The organism is Sporomusaceae bacterium ACPt (assembly GCA_041428575.1).
GTDB classification, from domain to species: Bacteria; Bacillota; Negativicutes; order Sporomusales; family Sporomusaceae; genus Sporomusa_D; species Sporomusa_D carbonis.
In genome coordinates this window covers 2416885-2435401 of record CP155570.1, presented here as the reverse complement: position 1 = coordinate 2435401, position 18517 = coordinate 2416885, and the positions used below count along the sequence as shown (strand labels likewise).

Here is an 18517-nt window from a genome sequence, read left to right as displayed (position 1 = left end):
GCGAAAACTCAATGAGTTTCTGATCGCGATGACCTCCCTACCGCTGCCTTTGGATGATTTCGCGGCGTAATACAACTGCAATACCGTGAAACAAGCCTATCTGTGAAACGCGCGGTTTCATGGGTTTTTTAGGGTTACCCTTCAGGAGGGCAACAAGAGTCACCAGACTATTTTCAGTCAGAATACTATCCCAAAATATAGCTTACACGCCATTCGAGATGGGTAATACTGGATAAATTGTCCTTTTTAGCATATAGGGAGCATTTTTTTCGGGGTACTTTCCAATTTCAAGTTAATAGCAAGGGGAGGGAAACGGCTTTGAAGGACATAAAAATTTTCGTTGCAGAGTATAAAAACTATCTTTCCGAATTCATTTTAAAGGGCGGTCGGGATGATGTGCTGTTTGAGGCTTACCAAAATCTTATAAAACTCTTGGACGAATCATCTGCCCAGGCGGCCAACCTTCTGGATATTCACAATCAGGCTTTGAAGGATGTGCTCAATATAAGAAATGACAATGATAAGGTACAATGGATATATATAGAAAGGGCCACGGAATTTCTTGCCCAGATACTTATTGCGACAGATGCCCTGCTTCTGTCTTTAAAGGAAAATGTAGAAAGAGATCCCCTCACAGGACTATATAACAGGCTTGCCATTGAAAAAACGTTAACAAGAATGTGGGTAAATGCTCAGGAAACAAAAACACCATTTACTTTGGCAATGATTGATCTCGATAACTTCAAGAATGTCAATGATTGCTACGGCCATATGGCAGGAGATGATCTCCTGCGGGAAATAAGTGATGTTATCAGGAAGAGTCTGAGGGATGGAGATGTAGTTATGAGGTTTGGGGGGGAAGAGTTTGTGGTTCTGCTGCCCAAAGCAGATGGTGCAGGAGCAAAAATGCCTCTTGAGAGGATAAGAAAGCGGATAGAAGAAGGCGTGTTTGCGGAAAACAATATTAAAATTACTGCCAGTATAGGGGCGGCGGTGTATCCGGACGACCGCCCTTTAAGTGCGGATGAGCTTATAGAATTTGCAGATGCTGCGATGTACGAGGCTAAAGCAAAAGACAAGAACAGACTCGTTTTTTACAGCCAGCTCGACGGCAAAAAGAGGGTTTAGAAATGACAAGGAGTGAATTATCTTGAGCTTTTCAAATGGGATGTCAGAGTTTTTTAAAGAACTAACTTCCCGGAATGAACAGTTAGATTTTGAAAATTTGCAAGAAATTACCGGCGGGCTGACGCAGGAATACATTAGCCGAATTCGAACTTTATTGGAACAAACAGGGCAAAAAACAAACGAGGCAGAATTGAGGGAAGCGACAAGCGACTTACTGGCTTTGTTTGCCGGAAAACATGATGAGGAACTCCTGGCACGGCGTATAGAATTCGGGATAAAACTGGGCAATGCAGAAATACCTCTTGAACAGCTGATAAAATTATACGGTTCTCTATTTGATCGCAGCTGGGACGAAATAGCTTCAGTTTTCCAAATTTCGAAAAAAGATTTGCAAAGCATAAAGTACGGTGTTAAATTGTTGTTTATAGATTTCGGCCTGCAGCTTTTGGGATATGAAGGAAAGATATTAAACACCATGAGATTGCTTTCAACAATAGATGTCTTGACAGGCCTTATGAGCCGCCGTGAGTTTGAGAAAAAGCTGCAGCAGGCAATCGAATTTGCTCAGAACACAAAAACTGAATTTTCCTTATACTATGTAGACGTAGACAATTTAAGGCTTATCAATGATGTTTATGGATACGTTGTGGGAGATGTTGTGCTTAAAAATATGGCCGATTATTTGCAGGAGGAATTGAATGATCCTTTTGCAGTGGCTCGCATAGGTGATGACGAGTTCGGGGTTATACTAATGGATACAGGGCCTGCCGAAGCGCTGGCAAAGGCGCAGGTTCTATGCAAAAAAATTGCTGAGAAGGAAATTAATCCTTTAGGTTATGACGGCATTTTTGTTGCAAGCAACATTGGCGTTGCTTCGTACCCTCATAACGGACAAGCGTTGGATGACCTTATATTGGCTGCAGAGGTTGCTTGTTTAACTTCCAAGAGGAAGGGAAGGAACCGGGTGCAGCTTATAAATGCGGTTGACGACAATATAAATCCTACCTTGGTTCACGAGAGAATTATTATTTTGCGGGAAGCTCTAAGTTCAAAAGATTGTGTAGTTCCTTTCTATCAACCGATTGTAGACCTTGAGACTGGCGAGCCTATGGGTTACGAGGTGCTTGCCCGCGTGAAGAGGGGAGAAAATTTTCTTTCTGCCGGGCTTTTTGTTGATGCAGCAGAAAAATCCGGCCTTATGCAGGAAATTGGCAAAAGGGTGATTGAACAGGCAATAAAAGAAAAAAACAGCTCTTGGGCAAAAGATAAACTTTTCTTTATTAACTTCTCCATGCGTGAAGTGGAAAGCCAGGACACTGTGGGGTTCTTAGCCGACCAGTTCAACCGCTATGAAATTAATCCGGAAGAAATTGTGGCCGAAATTACAGAACGAGAAACCGTGAGGGATATTAATGCCGTACATACTTTTGCCAAGAAGTTAACAGAAATCGGGGTACGGCTGGCAGTAGACGATTTTGGGAGCGGTTTTTCTTCATTCCTTTATCTTCGTTACTTTGACTGCTACTTTGCCAAGATTGAGGGTTCTCTAGTGCGTGACATAACAAGAAGCGGACGTTCAAGAATGATAGTAGAGAATATGGCAAAACTTTTGCAGAGGCTTTCGATAGAAGTAGTAGCCGAATATGTAGAAAACCGCGAAATAGCCGAAATTTTGCACCGCACAGGTATTCGTTACGGCCAGGGCTACTATTTAGGAAAACCATCGCGCTTCCCTGGCAACGGAGATTAGCCCAGCACAAGCCCTGCTGGGCTATAATAAATAAATTAAGTTTGGAGGGATAAATTTGAATGATTATGTTGACAAGAGGATCGAGCGCTTTGAAACTTTGCTAAAGGAAATATGGACTGCGTCAGAGAAGTACCTTGGAACATTTTCTGTTAAACTTTTGGTGGAAAGAGCTGTGTGGGATCTTTCTGCGGAGTATAGGGAAATAGAACTGCTGCAATGCGATGAGGGCGGGATATCGTGCGCCGAAATAGCAGCCAGTGTGAAGAAAAATCCAAACCTGCCGGTTGATGAAATGTTTACGAAGTTCATTACCAAGTATGTCGAAATTTTAGCTAGGCTGGTTGGACGTGAAAAAACGGACAAAATAGTGAAGAAACTGAACGAAGAATTCGGAGGTATTTCTTTTAACTTATAGGAGGATGAAGAAAATGGACAAACTGAAGACAGGCATAAAAAATTTTGATAATATTCTTTCCGGCGGCATACCTGTATATTCTCTTAATATCATTTCCGGCTCTCCGGGCAGCGGAAAAACGATACTTGTTCAAAACATTATTTTTAACAGTGCAAGGGACGGCCTCAAAAGTTTATACCTGACAACCATATCTGAATCACAATTCAAAATGGTAAGGCATTTGCAGGAGTTTGAGTTTTTTTCGGACGATTTTCTGGGGGACAAGTTTATTTACGGTGATCTGGGAGCTGTTCTGCGCAAACAGGGCACTGAGAAGGTTCTTGCATACCTTACCGAAATGATCAAAAAACATCAACCCAATATACTTGTAATTGACAGTTTCAAGGCCATAAGAGATATCTTTCCGGACGAGAAAACTTTTAAGGCTTTTGTTTTTGATCTGGCAGCCGCTTTATCGGTATGGGAGGTTACCGTGTTTCTCATCGGCGAGTATGAAGAAAAAGAACTGACTCAATTAAGCGAATTTGCCATTGCTGATGGGATTTTTCACCTTTACGGCCAGGGAGAAAAGAGGTTTCAAAAAAGGTATTTGCGTATTCTGAAGATGAGGGGGACCCATTTTGAACAAGGGGAGCACCTGTTTCAAATCAGCTCTGCGGGGATAGAAGTGTATCCGAGGATAAAACCAGAGGGTAAAGGGCTTCAGTATGAGGTCAGGTCGGGGAGAAAAGGATTCGGAATCACAGAACTGGATGAAATGCTGAGCGGTGGGTTAAAAGAAGGAACTATTACGCTCATTTCCGGCGGTACGGGTACGGGCAAAACCGCTCTTGCTCTTAAATTCTTACTTGATGGAGCTGAAAAAGGAGAAAAGGGATTAGTCCTTTCTTTTGAGGAACCCGTTGTTCAACTTATAGATAACGTCCGTAGTCTGGGATGGGAGCTGGATAAATATCTGGCTGATGGCAGACTCGATATCAGGTTTATCTCGCCAATAGAACTGGACGTAGACAAGCATGCTTTTGAAATAATGGACATGGTCGGAGAAAATAGGGTAGATAGGCTTGTTATTGACAGCATATCTTCTTTTGAAAGCAGCGTTATTGATTTACAAAAGTATAAAGATTATCTGTGGGCATTAGGCCAGCAGCTCAAAAGGCGGCATGTTACCACAATATTTACCGTACTGAACGAAGATCTCTTTTCACCGGTAGTAGTAACTAAAGCTCAAATATCCTTAATGACAGATAATATAATTATCCTGCGGTATGTGGAAGATGATTCAAACGTTAAAAAAGTTCTTGGAATCCTTAAAGCCCGCGGCACCAACCACAACAAGGATTTTAGGGAGTATGAGATTACCCCGAATGGAATAAATATTCTCGGTAAATTAGATAGAGCAAATATGCTAAGATGAGGTGCAGCTAAATGCCAGCAAACCTTTTACTAAGTGTTTCGTTAAAATACTGGCAGGATTTTCAGGATACTCTTGCCAAGGTGATGGATGCAAACATTTATATACTTGATATAAATGGCGGCGCGTTTTCCCAATTCAGCAGAGATGTGGAATTGTGCCGGAAGATGAATAACGGAGGAAAGATCTGCAACGAAAAGTGCCTCCGTTTCTATAAGGATACCTTGGGATCCTTGGAAGATAAAGGCACATTTACGTGCCCCTACGGGATTAGGCTTTATGCCTACCGCCTGGGCACATACGCGCAAAAGATAGGTTTCCTTCTCGTTACTTCTGGCAGGATAAGAACTCGGGTAGACAGCGAAGAAGAAAATGTTTTTGTTACAAAAGCGGACAGCATTTACCAGACTATCAATGAGGTGCTTAAAGCTATCCTTGAAAAAAACCTTTTAGGATTACGAAGGCTTGAACTGAACAGCATTTATGAAATCAGCCGCCTGTTGATATCAACTGTAGAACTGGAAAAGGTTATGGACCTCATAACGAACTCCCTGATCATAATATACAGGGCCGAGCTGGGTTTTGTTGGCCTTCGAGAAGGTGATAAAATCAGGGTGGCGCAGGCTAAAGGCGATCACGGCAACCTTTTGATAGGTAAGGAATGGCCGATGCTGCAGCCGTTGATTGAAAAGGTTTTTTCAAAAGTAGAGCCGACTTTCCTGAGTGCTGATGAGTTAATGACATTACCGGGGCTAGCTGATTTGAAGGTTAATTCCGGGAATAAAATCATGGTTTATCCCCTATGGACTTCTTTGGGCGGTGTTGGCCTGTTAGGCATAGTGTTTTATCCTGAGGCAATGGATGACAACGACAACAGAAACCTGCAGATATATGCGAACTTTGCTGCGATAGCTTTGGCTAATGCCAAGCTTGTAAGCCGATTGGAAAAAGAAGCTGAAACCGACTTTTTGACCGGTTTTTTTAATAAACGAGCAATGCGCAACATGCTGGTTAATGAACTTGAGAGGACAATCAGGTATGATATACCTTTGGCAGTTGTTTTTTTGGATATTGATAATTTTAAGTCTTACAATGACACCTTTGGCCATGTGGCCGGCGATGTGGTGCTGCAGAAGATGGCAGAGATAATAAAAAATTCCATCAGGACTGTGGATATTGCGGGGCGCTACGGAGGCGAGGAGTTTGTAATTATTCTTCCCGGGACAAAAGAAGAAGGCGCTGTTGCAGTTGCAGAAAGAATACGAAAATCTATAGAGAGGTATCATCTTCCGCATCGCAAAATTACCGCAAGCATAGGTATAGCCTTAGCGAAAAAAAGTGATTCTGTTGATTCCTTGCTTGAAAGGGCAGATCAGTCCTTATATCAAGCGAAAAGACAAGGAAAGAACTGCTACTGCTTGGAAACGTCATAAAAATATGAAGCGGCGTAATTGTGGAGGTTGTACAGTCTGAAACCTCACCCGCGGGAGGTACAAAGTAAAAAGGTTCACCTTTCTTAAGGATGTGATAAATGGCAGTCGGCAACATTCGTGCAATCGCTATAATAGCACGTTTATGGCCACGCCGTTTTTTAATGGATAAATAGCGGCCTTTGATTTGAGGGTGCTTATCACTTTTGACAATCGCATTTGCGCATTGTACTAAAAAGCCATTCTGAAAGTTCTCTTAAACCTTTTGTAAAAGTTGAAAAGCGTTTGGATTTGTACGTGGTAACACCTTTGTCATTGGTAGAAGCAATACACGCGACAATAAATGTTTTGTGGACATCAATTCCACAGCAAATCGGATAAACAATTTTTGACACTAAAGTCTCCCTTCGCAAAAAAATTATTGAGAGAATCAGGCATTAACTGATTGTCCGGCTATAAACAAATATTGTTTATACAAAGATAAGTCTACGTGCTCGGATGGCACACTTATTTGTGCTTGAAAGCACAATCTACACATAATAAATATGCGGTCAACTCCGAAAGGAGCAGCACACTCACCTTCACGTGATTTGTAGTTGCCTGTAATCTCAACAATATAGTTGTAAAATAAATTAAGCTCAAAGGTAACAGTTTCATCCCGTTTTGTGCCTTGAGCTTGCGAAAGGAATGGTTATAAATATTATGAGCGAGAACTTTGTATTGGACGGCAAAACTAAAAGCATAGATTTCGGTGAAGAAGAAGTCCGTTTTTTGAAAGTCCTTCGTGCAAGTCTTGACTTAGCTATTGACCGCGGTCAAGAGGAAAATGCAGAGATGCTCAGGAAACTTATTGAGATGGGGCAGAGGATATCTTCCAGTTTAGAAATAGACGTGATCATTGAGACTACGTTGAAAAGCCTGGTGGAAGTTGCAGGTGCGAAGTGTTGTGCGCTGGGGCTGTTTGATAAAAAAACAGGAGAAATTGCGCTGAAAAAAAGCCCGGAATCCAGCAATAAATCACAGATAAGAGCTGAGCGAGTGCAAGCAGAAGGCACGATCTTGGGTGAGGTGACGAAAACAGGGCAGCCGATGGTAATAGAGGATTTGGCGAATTATGAAGGTTCTTTATGTTTGCCGGATTGCAGCAATGGCATGCGTTCGGCTGCTGTGTTCCCTGTTCAGGCAGGGGGGAGGATACATGGAGCGCTGATAGTATGCACGCCTTTTGCTCTGGACAGAAAAGGAAATGAGGTTGGTTACCTGTCTATCATAACCAGTCAGGTAGGCCTGGCAATAGAGAACGCACAGCTTTACGAATCGTTGCGGGAATATTACATGAATGTTGTGAATGCGCTGACTGCGGCGTTAGAAGCAAAAGATAAGTATACACAGGGCCATTCGTTGCGGGTTGCATTGTGGGCTAAGGAAGTAGCTAAAGAAATAGGGCTTTCTGATAAAGAACAGGAAATGATTTATATAGGAGGACTCCTGCATGATATAGGAAAGGTAGGGGTGAGGGAACAAATACTGCTCAAGACTGATAAGCTTACACCGGAGGAAGAAAAAGAAATACATACTCATCCAAGGACGGGAGCAAGGATCATGGAACCGGCAAATCTCCCAAAAGAGGTAGTTGAAGCGGTTCTTTACCACCATGAAGACTATGATGGCGGCGGTTATCCGGAAGGCATTGCTGGTGAAAAGATACCCCTTCTGCCCCGGATCATAAGGGTGGTGGATTCTTATGATGCTATGAAGTCGGACAGGCCTTACCGTAAGGCATTTTCCAAAAAGTGGGTGATAGAGGAATTGAACCGTTGTTCCGGCAAGCAGTTCGACCCGGTAGTTGTAGAAGCAATGATAAAGCTTATTGAGCAAGGGAAATTGGCCTAAACAGAATTTGCTAAGGTTTGGCCTTCCCGTAGTCTTTCAACCAGGAAAGTAAATCCGTATCGTTTGTCCATGATGCTACTGATGGCGACTCAATATTGTTGACTTTTTCAAGTGCGACCCTTTTCATTTCAGTATCAGCACGAGCGTAAATTTCCGTTGTACTGATATCAACATGCCCGAGAATGTCTTTGATATAAACAATGTTAACTCCCGCTTGAAGCAAGTGCATAGCTTTTGTGTGTCTATATAGTTTTGCAAAAGCGTTGCTGTTTTTGATAGCAAGGGAAATTGGCTCGCTTTTTTTTTTTTTGAACGGAATATCAAGAATCTCCTTGCAATGAAACATATTTTCAGGGGTTTCGGCCTGTACGTATCTGGCAAACGAATGTATTGCGGCTAAACGTTGTTTCGAGTTGAAATACTGCAGCCTCTGTCTTCCTCTATCCATGCTAAAAATGACTTAATAAGGTCAATGTTAATGTCATCAACGTTCTTTAGTATCATTGATTTTGGGAATGGACTTGCGGAGGTTAATGCTACTATATCCCTCGCGGTGCAAGTAGCGGAAAAAGCATTCCAGCTTGTAAAGATACTGGTTAATAGTTCTTTTTCTAAACCCCAGTAAAGATGTTATAAACCCTCGCAACATAAAATCGCCGTACTTGATGATGTTGTTCAGATGATCGGCAATTTCAAAGGGATTTCGCGTTTTATACCGGCGAACTAGACTATCGGCATGCCTGATAATGTTATTCATAAGCTGACCCCAACAAGCGCAATGCGGCTATTGCTTCTTCCTTTTACGCCCGTATTTCTTGTTGTTCTTCTTCGCCTCGAAATACATTTTAAATAAAAATGGTTGATGGTGCTGTCAAGTGAAGAATACTGGTAAAGAAGAAGGGGGTAATCCAGATGATGGGGTTTTGTGAAAAATGCCATGATATGGTTAACTACTCGATTAGGGAAATAAAAAAGTCAAAAAACATCAAAGGTAAAGAAATTAGCTATATTGCCAAAGAAGCATATTGTGAAGAATGTGAATGCGAGATGTTTGTAGCCGAAATTCGTGATTATAATCTTAAAATGCTTGATCAGGCTTACAGAGAACAGAAGCCCTCATAACTGTATCAGAAATCGAAACCATATTGGAAAAATATGATATAGGTAGAAGGCCTTTATCGTTGCTTTTAGGTTGGGGTGAGGGAACCGTAACTCAATACTTGAATGGTGATATTCCCACTAAACAGTACTCAGATACGCTTAAAAGGATACTTGTTGATTACAATTACATGACAGAAGTATTGGAACAGAATAAGGATAAAGTTACTGATTTAGCATATAGTCGTTGTAAGCGGGCTCAGGGCTTTTATAAAGCATTTACCGGAGAATTTTTATTTAATGACGAATGCGAAGCTTGGTTGCATGGACCGGTATATAGGAATATTTACAATAAATACAAAAATTATGGCTGTAACCAGATAGAAGAAAACCCCATTGATTTTGGAGATATTAATCTTACCAACGATGAAAAAGAATTTCTCGATAGTGTAATAATGAATTTTGGATGCTATAGCGGAAAAGTATTGGCAAAAATCACTCACATTGAAACACCATGGAGAGTTACGAGAAAAGGTCTTGGTGACCATGAGGGTTCTAATCGCATTATCGATAAAAAGTTAATTGATGAGTATTTTAATGGAATTAAATCCAAATACGGCATGCTGAATATTTCTGATATTAGAGATTATAGCACCGATTTATTTAAGAAAACTTATCATTGAATTGCTAAGAGCTATTTGGATCAACGTTAGATTGGGTATGTGAATTTGTTGGTAGCGGAGCAGAGTTTTTCTGCTTCGCTACACTTTTGAAACAGGCTACAAAGGGGGTTAGTAAGTGGTAAGAAAAAGGTTAGTTGTCACTGGTAAGAAAGTGTCGAGTGACAGGTAAGTTTTTCTGTGGTAAACTTTAAAATGTGAAGAAGTGTATAACGAACTCTCGGACAAGCGCCGGGAGTTTTTTTGTTGCCTAAATACAGGAGGTTTTATGCATAAATGCAAACGCTGCGTATGGGGACCGTGGATAACGTCGTAAGCGGATATATTGTATGTTTCCTGATTGCGTAAAGGATGAAGAGGAGCGGAGGAAGCGGTATGCCCAGAAAACCAAAACGGCCGTGCTCCCATCCCGGGTGTCCGCAATTAACTGACGGCTTATAGTGCGATCGGCACCGGAAAGAGGATATAAAGAGTACAACCGCTTTGCTTAATCCGGCCGATTCGGCCGGCAAATCCGGTCTCATTCGGTCACCTCGTAGGTAGTTTTAGTTTAGCAAAAATCAATCCGAATTTACAGCATTACCGTCATCAAGCCCTCATTCAGAGTCATTTGGACTGCGCTTAGAGGGCCCATGAAGTTCGAAGCGGCAGGCGGCCTCTCGTTCCTGATGCATGGTGACGTTTTTGCCGGAGTTTCCCCGCCGGCGATTGTAGCGCTCGCAGAACTGGCTATACTCCGGCCCGTCAGGGTTCTTTTCTTTGTATTCCTCCCACATAAACCGCAAATTAAGGTTCGAGTGCTTCTTCAATTCCTTGTCAATGCATTCATAATCCGGATCGGGCTTTATATATTTATTACCTGTATAAGCCGGGTATACAAGCTTCTGTAGGGCCTCACCGGTCATACTTTAAATTCCAATCAATAAATATACTTTTTTTGCAACAACAACAAAATGATATTGACGTGATAATGAGTATCAGTTAGAATAAAGTTGTTCAACTTATTGGTAATGATTATCATTGTCGGTTTTGTTGATCAATAATTACATACAATCGAAGAGAGGAGCATCTATGCGTAACCGTTTTTTGAGTTTATTAATGTTTCTATTTGTTTTCGTTGTGCTTTTTGGTGCGAGCGTTGCGAATGCTGCTAGCATTGGCGTCGAGAACATGACCAAAGCCAAGCCCTATATCGATCAAGCACTTGAAAAAGCAAAAACAGATCTTGTGTCCGCAAAAAAAGCATATGATCAATTTCACGATCAATGGTTTGGCATCGAAGACACGATAAAAGCTGATTCAAAGATCGCTTATCGAGATATTGAAACCCAAATGGGTCAGGTCGAATATGCATTTATGTCTAATAAACAGCAAGATGTACAAACGGCACTACAAAACTTACAGCAAGTCGCCGACAAGTATATTCACGGTCAGTATGTGAAAGGCACTGATGCGAAAGGCACTGATGTGAAGGGTACAGACATGAAAGGTGCTGATGTGAAAGATACCGACGTGAAGGATACAGACATGAAAGGTGCTGATGTGAAAGATACTGACGTGAAGGGTACAGACATGAAAGGTGCTGATGTGAAAGATGCTGACGTGAAGGGTACAGACATGAAAGGTGCTGATGTGAAAGATGCTGATGTAAAAGGTACTGAGGTGGGGGAAAAAGACGTTACCCTTTCCGAATTCATCACGCTTTTGCAACAAACCAAAGAACATGTTCAAAAGCAAGATCAGGCAAAATCACTCGAAGCGATAACTAAAGTACGGGAAATGTGGTTGAGTGTTGAAGGAGTTGTCGTAGCACAATCCGCTTCCATTTATAACGATTCTGAACGAGACATGGTTGTCGTCAATGCGATGATTGCCGATCAAAATTATAATGGTGCCGCAAAGCTGCTGGATACCATGATCGCCTATCTTACCCCACTGGCTGAAAAATCATCCTACACGTTTTGGGATGCAGCTATGATACCGTTGAGGGAAGGTTTGGAAGCCTTACTGGTCGTTGGGGCACTTCTCGCTTTCGTCAATAAATCTAAAGACGGCAAAGGTAAGACTTGGGTCTGGGCCGGTGTTCTTGCCGGAATAGTCCTTAGTGCGATCTTAGCGATCATTATCAAGTTTGTTTTTTCCTCCGGTGCGTTTGGGAAAAATAATTTCCTGATCTCAGGTTGGACCGGGATTTTTGCCTCGGCAATGTTGCTTTATATGAGTTACTGGCTACATAGCAACTCCAACATTGAGCAATGGAATCGCTATATCCAATCGAAAACCGAAACGGCTTTAAGTACAGGGCGGGTAATATACTTGGGAGTACTTTCGTTCCTGGCAGTATTCCGCGAAGGTACTGAGACGGTTCTTTTCATCATTGGAATGATAAATCAAATCAGCACACAGCAACTGCTGTTGGGGATTCTAGTCGGTTGCGGCATCCTCACTGTCATTGCTTACCTGATGCTATTCGTAGGTGTAAAATTACCGATTCGCCCCTTCTTCCTGGTTTCGAGTGTAATCGTTTTTTACCTGTGTGTGAAATTTATGGGACTTGGAGTTCATAGCTTACAGCTTGCAGGTATCATACCGGTTTCGAACTCGGCCAACCTACCGACAATTGATTTTCTCGGGTTTTACCCCTCTTGGCAGAGTGCGGTACCTCAATTGGCAATCGCTTTGTCTGCCGTTGCTTTCCTGATTGGGAGTCAGATTTACAAAAAAAAACCAAAACATTAACTGGTACATATTAAATAAGAAAAAACAGGAGGTCAATTTCAATGAAAACTATGGTTTCGAAAACTATTGCTTCGCTTGTAGCGGTTACGCTTCTTACTACGGTTGCGCTTATCGGTTCCGAATCCAAAATTGTGCCGTTCCATAAAGCGGCGGCAGCCGCCGCGCAAACAGTACAATCTGCCGCAGACACAGTTCCTTCTGACGCTGCAGTAAGGGACGGAGTAGCCAAATTGTTAAAAACCGCTGAACAACTGCGCGAAGCCGTTATGACGGGCGATGAGGCCAAAGTAAAGGAATACGGACCGGAATTAGAAGAAAACTGGTCGAAGATCGAGGACGAGATCAAACCTCAATATCCTGGGATTTACGCGCAAGTTGAAAAGTTTTTAAATCCCACCGTCTCAGGAACACAGGCTTCATCCATCGATAACGATGCTATCTTGAAGCTCGACGACCAATTGATACAAGTTTTAAATGAGTTGTCGCAAAACCTAACTCAGGTTGATCAAGTTAAAGCCGGTGCGACCAAGTTGATTGGCCTCACCAACGACATGAAGGCAGCCATCGATGCGGGAGACGAGGCGAAGATTAAAGAAATCGGTCCGAAGTTAGAAGAAGTCTGGAGTACATTCGAAGATGGTGTGAAGCCGCGTAACGCAGCCCTTTATGCGGAAATTGAAAAAAGTCTGAACCCTGAAGTAGCTGGGTCACAAAAAACTCCGATTGATACACAAAATTTAGCTCAGCTAAATGACAATTTAACAGAGGCAGTAACAAAGTTGCTGCAAAGTATAAAATAACGAAATAGATAGTTCAACCAGAGAAGGTATTCAGATAAGTCGGATTCCTTCTCTGGTTTTTTATGAAAATGGTCAGAGATACGAATGAACAAAGCCTTGAAAAAGCGCATAGCAAAGTAAGGGCTGCAAAAAAGCAGTCAAAGAGCGTAGTTCACGGTTTTGGGCTGCGAGCACAATCGCGCATTTCGCGAGAAGTTGAATCATGCATTTCAACTGTGGATCGATCATCTAAAAGTTATTTTGGATGAAATAACAGAACATGAAGATTTGCCGATCAAGATAGATAATCAGACTCTGGCGCAGGTTATCGTTTCGATGATTGAGGGCGGGATTTTATTGATGAAAAACCAACAGGATATTCAGGCGCTAGTTAATGTTGCTGATGTTATCAGAAAATTAGTTAACATCCAATGAATTAAACATTGAGGAGGGCTAATTATGGCCACAATCTTGGGTATCAGCGGATCACCCGTACACAACAGCAATATCGATCAAACCATTCAGGCAATACTGGCAGCAACAGGAGTGCAAACCCGGTTTATTAAATTAAGTCAAATGGGCAAAATGCAGCCCCGATAAATACGTAAACTTTTCACAGCGACCGGATTTGCTGGAAGAAGCCAGAACCATTGGGATTAGACTAAGAAGCCTTCTATAACGTCCCGACCCCATTGCCACAACATATAAAATTTGTTGGAGAGGAGGCATACTGTGATAACCGTTAGCGATAAAGCAAGAGATCATATTATAAAAAAGGGCGGAGCCGTGCAGATCCTTCAGTTTAATCGATCGGCATTATGCTGAGGTCGCATTAATCTAGGCCCGTCCGTGCGATTGGGCGAACCCAAAGATAAAGACAATTACACTCTGCAGCGAATAAGTGAAATCGATGTTTATACGCCGCTAGATTTTCATTCGCCAAATCCATTGGTCATTGAGGTGCACAGTCTATTTGGAGTTAAAACTTTGCATATTGAAGGCTGGAAGTTAATTTGAGAATAGAGGGAGAGCCCATGTTGACATTTACTGAAAAAGCGCGTGCACTTGCGCAAGAAAAGAAACGGCCGATCTATTTAGAAATGTCACCCACGATTAAAGAGTGTTGCTTCGCGATACGGGAGAGTCCTTCCATTCATTTCGGCGCGCCGAAGAACCGGGATTTGTGCAATGTTACATTAATTGACGGTATTACTGTATATACTCCGAAGGAACTTCCGGAAATACCGCTTACTGTGAGTGTTAGGAAATTGTTTGGAATTTGAAACATTAATTATTGAAGGGTGGCAATTAGCTTAAATTTGCATTCCTGATTCAGCATAGAAGCTTATCCGAAAAGGCTGAAGAATTTATGATTATTCGTGCCACTGTTTAATACCAGTAATTGCGATTGTTATATTGGAACAGACGGTTAAAGTCTTTGGCGACATTATTGCCCTGCTACTGCAGAAAACCCACAGCACCATGGATGCAATGGTCAAATCCAGGGAACAGGTCATGTCGGGTATAGAGCAGGTCAGCGTCGTTACGGAGGAAAACTGCGCAGCCACAGAACAAGTTGCGTCCTCTTCCCGGGAATTGACGGTTTCCAGCGAAGAAATATCTGCTACCGCCCAAAGTTTGGCTTCAATTGCCGAAGACTTAATGGATACTGTAAACAGATTCAAGGTTTAACTTATTCGCGGCAGAAGTTCATATTCTGCCGCGAACATTTTTGCGGGCACCTATCATAACTGGCGCAACATAGACGGTGACTACAGGGATATTCCCGGTTTCTGCAAGTCGGCAACCATTGAAGAAGTGGCGGCGCTGGATTATGTTCTCACCCCGGGGCGCTATGTGGGATTGCCCGAAGAGGAAGACGATTTCGACTTGAAGAAAGGATCAAGCAGTTGACCGGAGAACTGAAGCAGCAAATGGAAGAGTCCCAAAGGTTGGACAGGGTAATTGCGGAAAATTTGAGGAAGATTGGAGTGGAACTATGAATAACGAACTGAGGTGGAAGCAGAGGTTTGTTAATTTTGAAAATGCTTACCGGAAATTCTCACAAATTGTAGCGATTGAAAAAATGGGGGAAATTGAAGAAATACGTAAGTTCCTCCAAGGATATCCCGAAATCTATACAGCAAAGATTTTTGGCTCCAGGGCACTGGGGAGTTATAAAGAAGCGTCAGACATCGATCTTGCCATTTTTGGCGATGGAGTAACCGATAAAACAGCACGGGATCTGAAATTCGATATTGAGGAAGAAAGCTACCTACCCTATTTTTTTGATGTGATAAGTTATAACGACATTACGGTTCCTTCCCTCAGGGAGCATATCGACCGGCACGGAGTGACGATATACCGGCAGGGGTGGAGGGAAGTTAAGTTAGGGGAGATTGTTAATGCGATCTCCGAAACTTATAAGTTCGGTGATGAGAAAGTAATATTTTTGAATACATCAGATATCTATAACGGGAAAATAATAAATCATCCAAGATATCTACCAAAACAATTACCGGGTCAAGCTAAAAAAAGTATCAAGAAAAATGATTTTTTATTTAGTGAAATTAGACCAGCAAATAGAAGGTTTGCTTTAGTTGATATTGATGCTGATAACTATGTTGTATCTACTAAATTAATGGTCTTGAGATGTTCAGACAGAATTTTACCAAAGTATCTTGAGATCTTTTTAACTTCTAATTCAAACCTTGAATATTTACAATTACTAGCTGAGTCACGATCTGGTACTTTCCCGCAAATTACATTTGAACAAATTGCAAATTTAGATATTTTGCTCCCCCCTCTCCCCGAACAAAAAGCCATCGCCGAAATTCTTAGCAGCCTGGACGACAAAATAGAACTGCTGCACAGGCAGAACAAAACTTTGGAAGCTATAGCAGAGACCATATTCAGGAAGTGGTTTGTGGAGGAGGTAAGCGACGATTGGGAGGAAGGGAAGTTAGGGGAATATATTACCGTAAAAGGCGGTGCAACCCCAAGCACTACAGTAATGGAATATTGGGATGGCAAGTATGCTTGGGCAACACCTAAAGACTTGCCAAAATTAGACTCGCCGATGCTATTTAATACTGAGAGAAGAATAACTGAAAAAGGGTTAGCCCAAATAAGCTCCGGTCTTTTGCCAATAAATACAGTACTTCTCTTTTCAAGAGATCCTATTGGTTATGTTGTAATTAATAAAGTACCAGTGGCGATAAATCAAGGTTTTATTGCAATTATATGCGATAAATTATTTACCACGCACTTCATGTACTGCTGGATTAAAAGGAATATGGAATTAATAGTAGGTGCGGCAAATGGCAGTACGTTTTTAGAAATCAGTAAATCGGTTTTTAAAGACATTGATGTTTTAGTACCTGATGAAAAGATTATTAAGGAATTTGATAAGTTGGTAGAACCTATATTTGATAAAATATTTTTAAATACTTTACATATACATACCCTCGAAAAACTGCGGGATGCGTTGTTACCGAAGTTGATAAGTGGTGAAGTCAGGGTTGGAAACTCTGGTGGATAGTGCTTGCTTAGGTCTGTTCCGTTTTTCTCATATGGACGTTCTTCAACCAATTATTAGCACAAAAGTTCCGGGTGGAAAAACCACGTGAGGTATGGCTGGATTTTGACGATAGTGTAGTGACTGTCTTTGGTGAACAGGGAGAATCAGCGGTAGGGTATAATCCCCGTTATCATGGCCGCCGCTCGTACAAGGTTAAGGTGGCTTTTATTTCCGGTACAGGAGAATTGGTGTATTCGAAACTCTACGATAGGAAAACAGCAAGCAATGGTCAGTTTCGTGAATTTCTCGAAGAAACGCTGGCCAAACTTGATCAAGGATTTTAGTATAACCAAAAGAGAAACGGTTGAACGGCTTGAAAAAAGCATTGATAACTTGAAAAAAGCATTGATAATATAAAGCCATTGAATCTCAACTCGCGAGATGTTGTCTTTAATATGAAGAGGCGTGAGGAAAAGCTGATAGCATTGATTCGATCCAAAGTTTGATTGATACGGGTAAGAGATAGGTTAGTCAGTGGTAAGAAAGAGGGTAGTAAGGGGTTAGAAAGTGTCCGGTGACAGGTAAGTTTTTCTGTGGTAAACTTTAAAATGTGAAGAAGTGTATAACGAACTCTCGGACAAGCGCCGGGAGTTTTTTTGTTGCCTAAATACAGGAGGTTTTATGCATTGGGTCTGTGGGAAATGGATGGTGTGCGGGAATTTGACGAGGAATTGTTCGGGATGCTGGTTGAGCGGATACGGGTTATCAATCTGGTGCAGGTGGAGTTTGTGCTGCTGCCGTCTGGGGTTGGGTTATAGAGATATTGTGAGGCGTGATTGTGTATAATGGGATAATTTGGAACTATGTACGGTAAAGGAAATTTATACTATGCTGATAATAGGACAGTCTCCCAAGAGAACTGCTCTTAAAAAGGGGCCGTGATATCTTCTATGGTATGGGTTAGCAACTCCTTTTGCTAACAATTTTGACTGTGCCAAGATAGAAATAAAGAGGAAACCTAAATGGTTGCCTCTTTTATCGCGCGTCGTATTTGGCTATAAGTTTGACTATATCCATAATCAGCTGTCGTTTTTCAGGGGGACAGTCCTGAAGCAACAGGGCAATATCTGGCTTAAGGTAATCCTGCATGTCGTATGAAATACCAGTGAGAAAATAGCCAGGGTTTGTATCCAGCAGCTTTGCTATGCGGACTAGCATTTCCAGGCTGAGTTTCGTCCTGCCGTTTTCCACTTGGCTGATATACACCGTGGAAACTTCCAGGTTTTCGGCAAGTCTTTCTTGTGTGAAGCGTTTTTGTTTGCGGATTTTTTTGATTCGTTGCCCAAGAGCGTTATAATCGATATACATGCAACATCACCCGGCCTTTACTATACCCGGCTTTTACTATACCAATGCCGGGGAAATGTTGACATAGAGTTATTGCTTAATATTAAGCTATGAATTAATATTAATTTATGGATTAATTTTTAAGTAAGATCTGGCGATTATTCTGTTTTGGGGGCCTCGCAAGGCATAAGCGACGACAACATGTCGGAAACGGCCAAAATCCTGGAAAGGGTGGCCCAAACCGTTCAGGCCCAGGCGCAAATGGCCGGAAAGCTCAGCTCCCTGGTGGCTAAATTTAAGCTATAGGATTGGCAGAGTAAAGCG

The 18517-nt window shown here is 41.9% G+C and carries 22 protein-coding genes and 1 pseudogene; 19 read left to right on the top strand and 4 right to left on the bottom strand.

The features are described 5' to 3' along the window. The first annotated feature begins 318 nt into the window (after positions 1 to 318). The 6 genes from SCACP_RS12600 to SCACP_RS12575 all read left to right on the top strand — a co-directional run bounded on the left by SCACP_RS12600 (position 319) and on the right by SCACP_RS12575 (position 8030). Positions 319 to 1128, top strand: a complete 810-nt coding sequence (locus SCACP_RS12600) for a GGDEF domain-containing protein (RefSeq protein ID WP_425057911.1) — start codon at positions 319 to 321, stop codon at positions 1126 to 1128. 97 nt (positions 1129 to 1225) lie between these two features. Further along, positions 1226 to 2878 (top strand): EAL domain-containing protein, encoded by a 1653-nt coding sequence (locus tag SCACP_RS12595; protein WP_425057910.1) that lies wholly within the window; start codon positions 1226 to 1228, stop codon positions 2876 to 2878. A 55-nt stretch (positions 2879 to 2933) separates the two neighbouring features. Beyond that, a complete protein-coding gene (locus SCACP_RS12590; protein WP_425057909.1) occupies positions 2934 to 3293 on the top strand; it encodes a hypothetical protein in 360 nt (119 codons plus the stop codon). A gap of 4 nt (positions 3294 to 3297) precedes the next feature. Next, positions 3298 to 4710, top strand: coding sequence for an ATPase domain-containing protein (locus SCACP_RS12585; protein ID WP_425057908.1), 1413 nt, complete (start codon positions 3298 to 3300; stop codon positions 4708 to 4710). Positions 4711 to 4721: 11 nt separating this feature from the next. Then, on the top strand, positions 4722 to 6140 hold the full coding sequence (locus SCACP_RS12580) for a sensor domain-containing diguanylate cyclase (protein ID WP_425057907.1): 1419 nt from the start codon (positions 4722 to 4724) through the stop codon (positions 6138 to 6140). Positions 6141 to 6839: 699 nt separating this feature from the next. Next, positions 6840 to 8030, top strand: coding sequence for an HD domain-containing phosphohydrolase (locus SCACP_RS12575; protein ID WP_425057906.1), 1191 nt, complete (start codon positions 6840 to 6842; stop codon positions 8028 to 8030). A gap of 10 nt (positions 8031 to 8040) precedes the next feature. Here SCACP_RS12575 and SCACP_RS12570 read toward each other — a convergent pair whose 3' ends face one another. Together SCACP_RS12570 and SCACP_RS12565 are read right to left on the bottom strand one after the other, a co-directional pair. Further along, on the bottom strand, positions 8041 to 8478 hold the full coding sequence (locus tag SCACP_RS12570; protein ID WP_425057905.1) for a tyrosine-type recombinase/integrase: 438 nt from the start codon (positions 8476 to 8478) through the stop codon (positions 8041 to 8043). Positions 8479 to 8514: 36 nt separating this feature from the next. Continuing rightward, positions 8515 to 8787, bottom strand: coding sequence for a hypothetical protein (locus SCACP_RS12565; RefSeq protein WP_425057904.1), 273 nt, complete (start codon positions 8785 to 8787; stop codon positions 8515 to 8517). A gap of 155 nt (positions 8788 to 8942) precedes the next feature. Between SCACP_RS12565 and SCACP_RS12560 the strand changes: the two genes are divergently transcribed. Together SCACP_RS12560 and SCACP_RS12555 are read left to right on the top strand one after the other, a co-directional pair. Beyond that, positions 8943 to 9152 carry a hypothetical protein gene (locus SCACP_RS12560; RefSeq protein ID WP_425057903.1) on the top strand — a complete coding sequence of 70 codons (210 nt, stop codon included), beginning with the start codon at positions 8943 to 8945 and terminating at the stop codon, positions 9150 to 9152. Positions 9153 to 9175: 23 nt separating this feature from the next. Then, positions 9176 to 9811: a Panacea domain-containing protein gene (locus tag SCACP_RS12555; RefSeq protein WP_425057902.1), complete on the top strand. Its 636-nt coding sequence runs from the start codon at positions 9176 to 9178 to the stop codon at positions 9809 to 9811. 593 nt (positions 9812 to 10404) lie between these two features. On the opposite strand, the gene SCACP_RS12550 is transcribed toward SCACP_RS12555, so the two are convergent. Beyond that, positions 10405 to 10713, bottom strand: a complete 309-nt coding sequence (locus SCACP_RS12550) for a hypothetical protein (RefSeq protein ID WP_425057901.1) — start codon at positions 10711 to 10713, stop codon at positions 10405 to 10407. Between the two features lie 166 nt (positions 10714 to 10879). Here SCACP_RS12550 and SCACP_RS12545 point away from each other — a divergent pair, with 166 nt between their 5' ends. From SCACP_RS12545 to SCACP_RS12500, 10 genes and pseudogenes are all read left to right on the top strand, one after another. Beyond that, on the top strand, positions 10880 to 12547 hold the full coding sequence (locus SCACP_RS12545; protein ID WP_425057900.1) for an FTR1 family protein: 1668 nt from the start codon (positions 10880 to 10882) through the stop codon (positions 12545 to 12547). 41 nt (positions 12548 to 12588) lie between these two features. Continuing rightward, a complete protein-coding gene (locus tag SCACP_RS12540) occupies positions 12589 to 13347 on the top strand; it encodes a hypothetical protein (protein WP_425057899.1) in 759 nt (252 codons plus the stop codon). A 159-nt stretch (positions 13348 to 13506) separates the two neighbouring features. Further along, positions 13507 to 13761 (top strand): TetR family transcriptional regulator C-terminal domain-containing protein, encoded by a 255-nt coding sequence (locus SCACP_RS12535; protein WP_425057898.1) that lies wholly within the window; start codon positions 13507 to 13509, stop codon positions 13759 to 13761. A gap of 24 nt (positions 13762 to 13785) precedes the next feature. Next, positions 13786 to 13926 carry a hypothetical protein gene (locus SCACP_RS12530; protein ID WP_425057897.1) on the top strand — a complete coding sequence of 47 codons (141 nt, stop codon included), beginning with the start codon at positions 13786 to 13788 and terminating at the stop codon, positions 13924 to 13926. Between the two features lie 434 nt (positions 13927 to 14360). After that, the gene (locus tag SCACP_RS12525; RefSeq protein ID WP_425057896.1) at positions 14361 to 14609 is read left to right on the top strand and encodes a CC/Se motif family (seleno)protein; all 249 of its coding nucleotides are present in this window, start codon (positions 14361 to 14363) and stop codon (positions 14607 to 14609) included. 133 nt (positions 14610 to 14742) lie between these two features. After that, on the top strand, positions 14743 to 15018 hold the full coding sequence (locus SCACP_RS12520) for a hypothetical protein (RefSeq protein WP_425057895.1): 276 nt from the start codon (positions 14743 to 14745) through the stop codon (positions 15016 to 15018). A gap of 3 nt (positions 15019 to 15021) precedes the next feature. After that, entirely contained in the window at positions 15022 to 15240 is a 219-nt protein-coding gene (locus SCACP_RS12515; RefSeq protein WP_425061393.1) for an N-6 DNA methylase, read from the top strand. Between the two features lie 85 nt (positions 15241 to 15325). Continuing rightward, positions 15326 to 16867, top strand: coding sequence for a restriction endonuclease subunit S (locus SCACP_RS12510; protein WP_425057894.1), 1542 nt, complete (start codon positions 15326 to 15328; stop codon positions 16865 to 16867). A 77-nt stretch (positions 16868 to 16944) separates the two neighbouring features. After that, positions 16945 to 17166 (top strand): annotated as a pseudogene (locus SCACP_RS12505) (IS1380 family transposase); the annotation flags it as partial. Between the two features lie 366 nt (positions 17167 to 17532). Beyond that, entirely contained in the window at positions 17533 to 17664 is a 132-nt protein-coding gene (locus SCACP_RS12500) for a hypothetical protein (RefSeq protein ID WP_425057893.1), read from the top strand. 217 nt (positions 17665 to 17881) lie between these two features. Here SCACP_RS12500 and SCACP_RS12495 read toward each other — a convergent pair whose 3' ends face one another. Next, positions 17882 to 18214, bottom strand: a complete 333-nt coding sequence (locus SCACP_RS12495) for a helix-turn-helix domain-containing protein (RefSeq protein WP_425057892.1) — start codon at positions 18212 to 18214, stop codon at positions 17882 to 17884. Between the two features lie 147 nt (positions 18215 to 18361). Between SCACP_RS12495 and SCACP_RS12490 the strand changes: the two genes are divergently transcribed. Then, positions 18362 to 18499, top strand: a complete 138-nt coding sequence (locus SCACP_RS12490) for a hypothetical protein (RefSeq protein ID WP_425057891.1) — start codon at positions 18362 to 18364, stop codon at positions 18497 to 18499. The last annotated feature ends 18 nt before the right edge of the window (positions 18500 to 18517 follow it).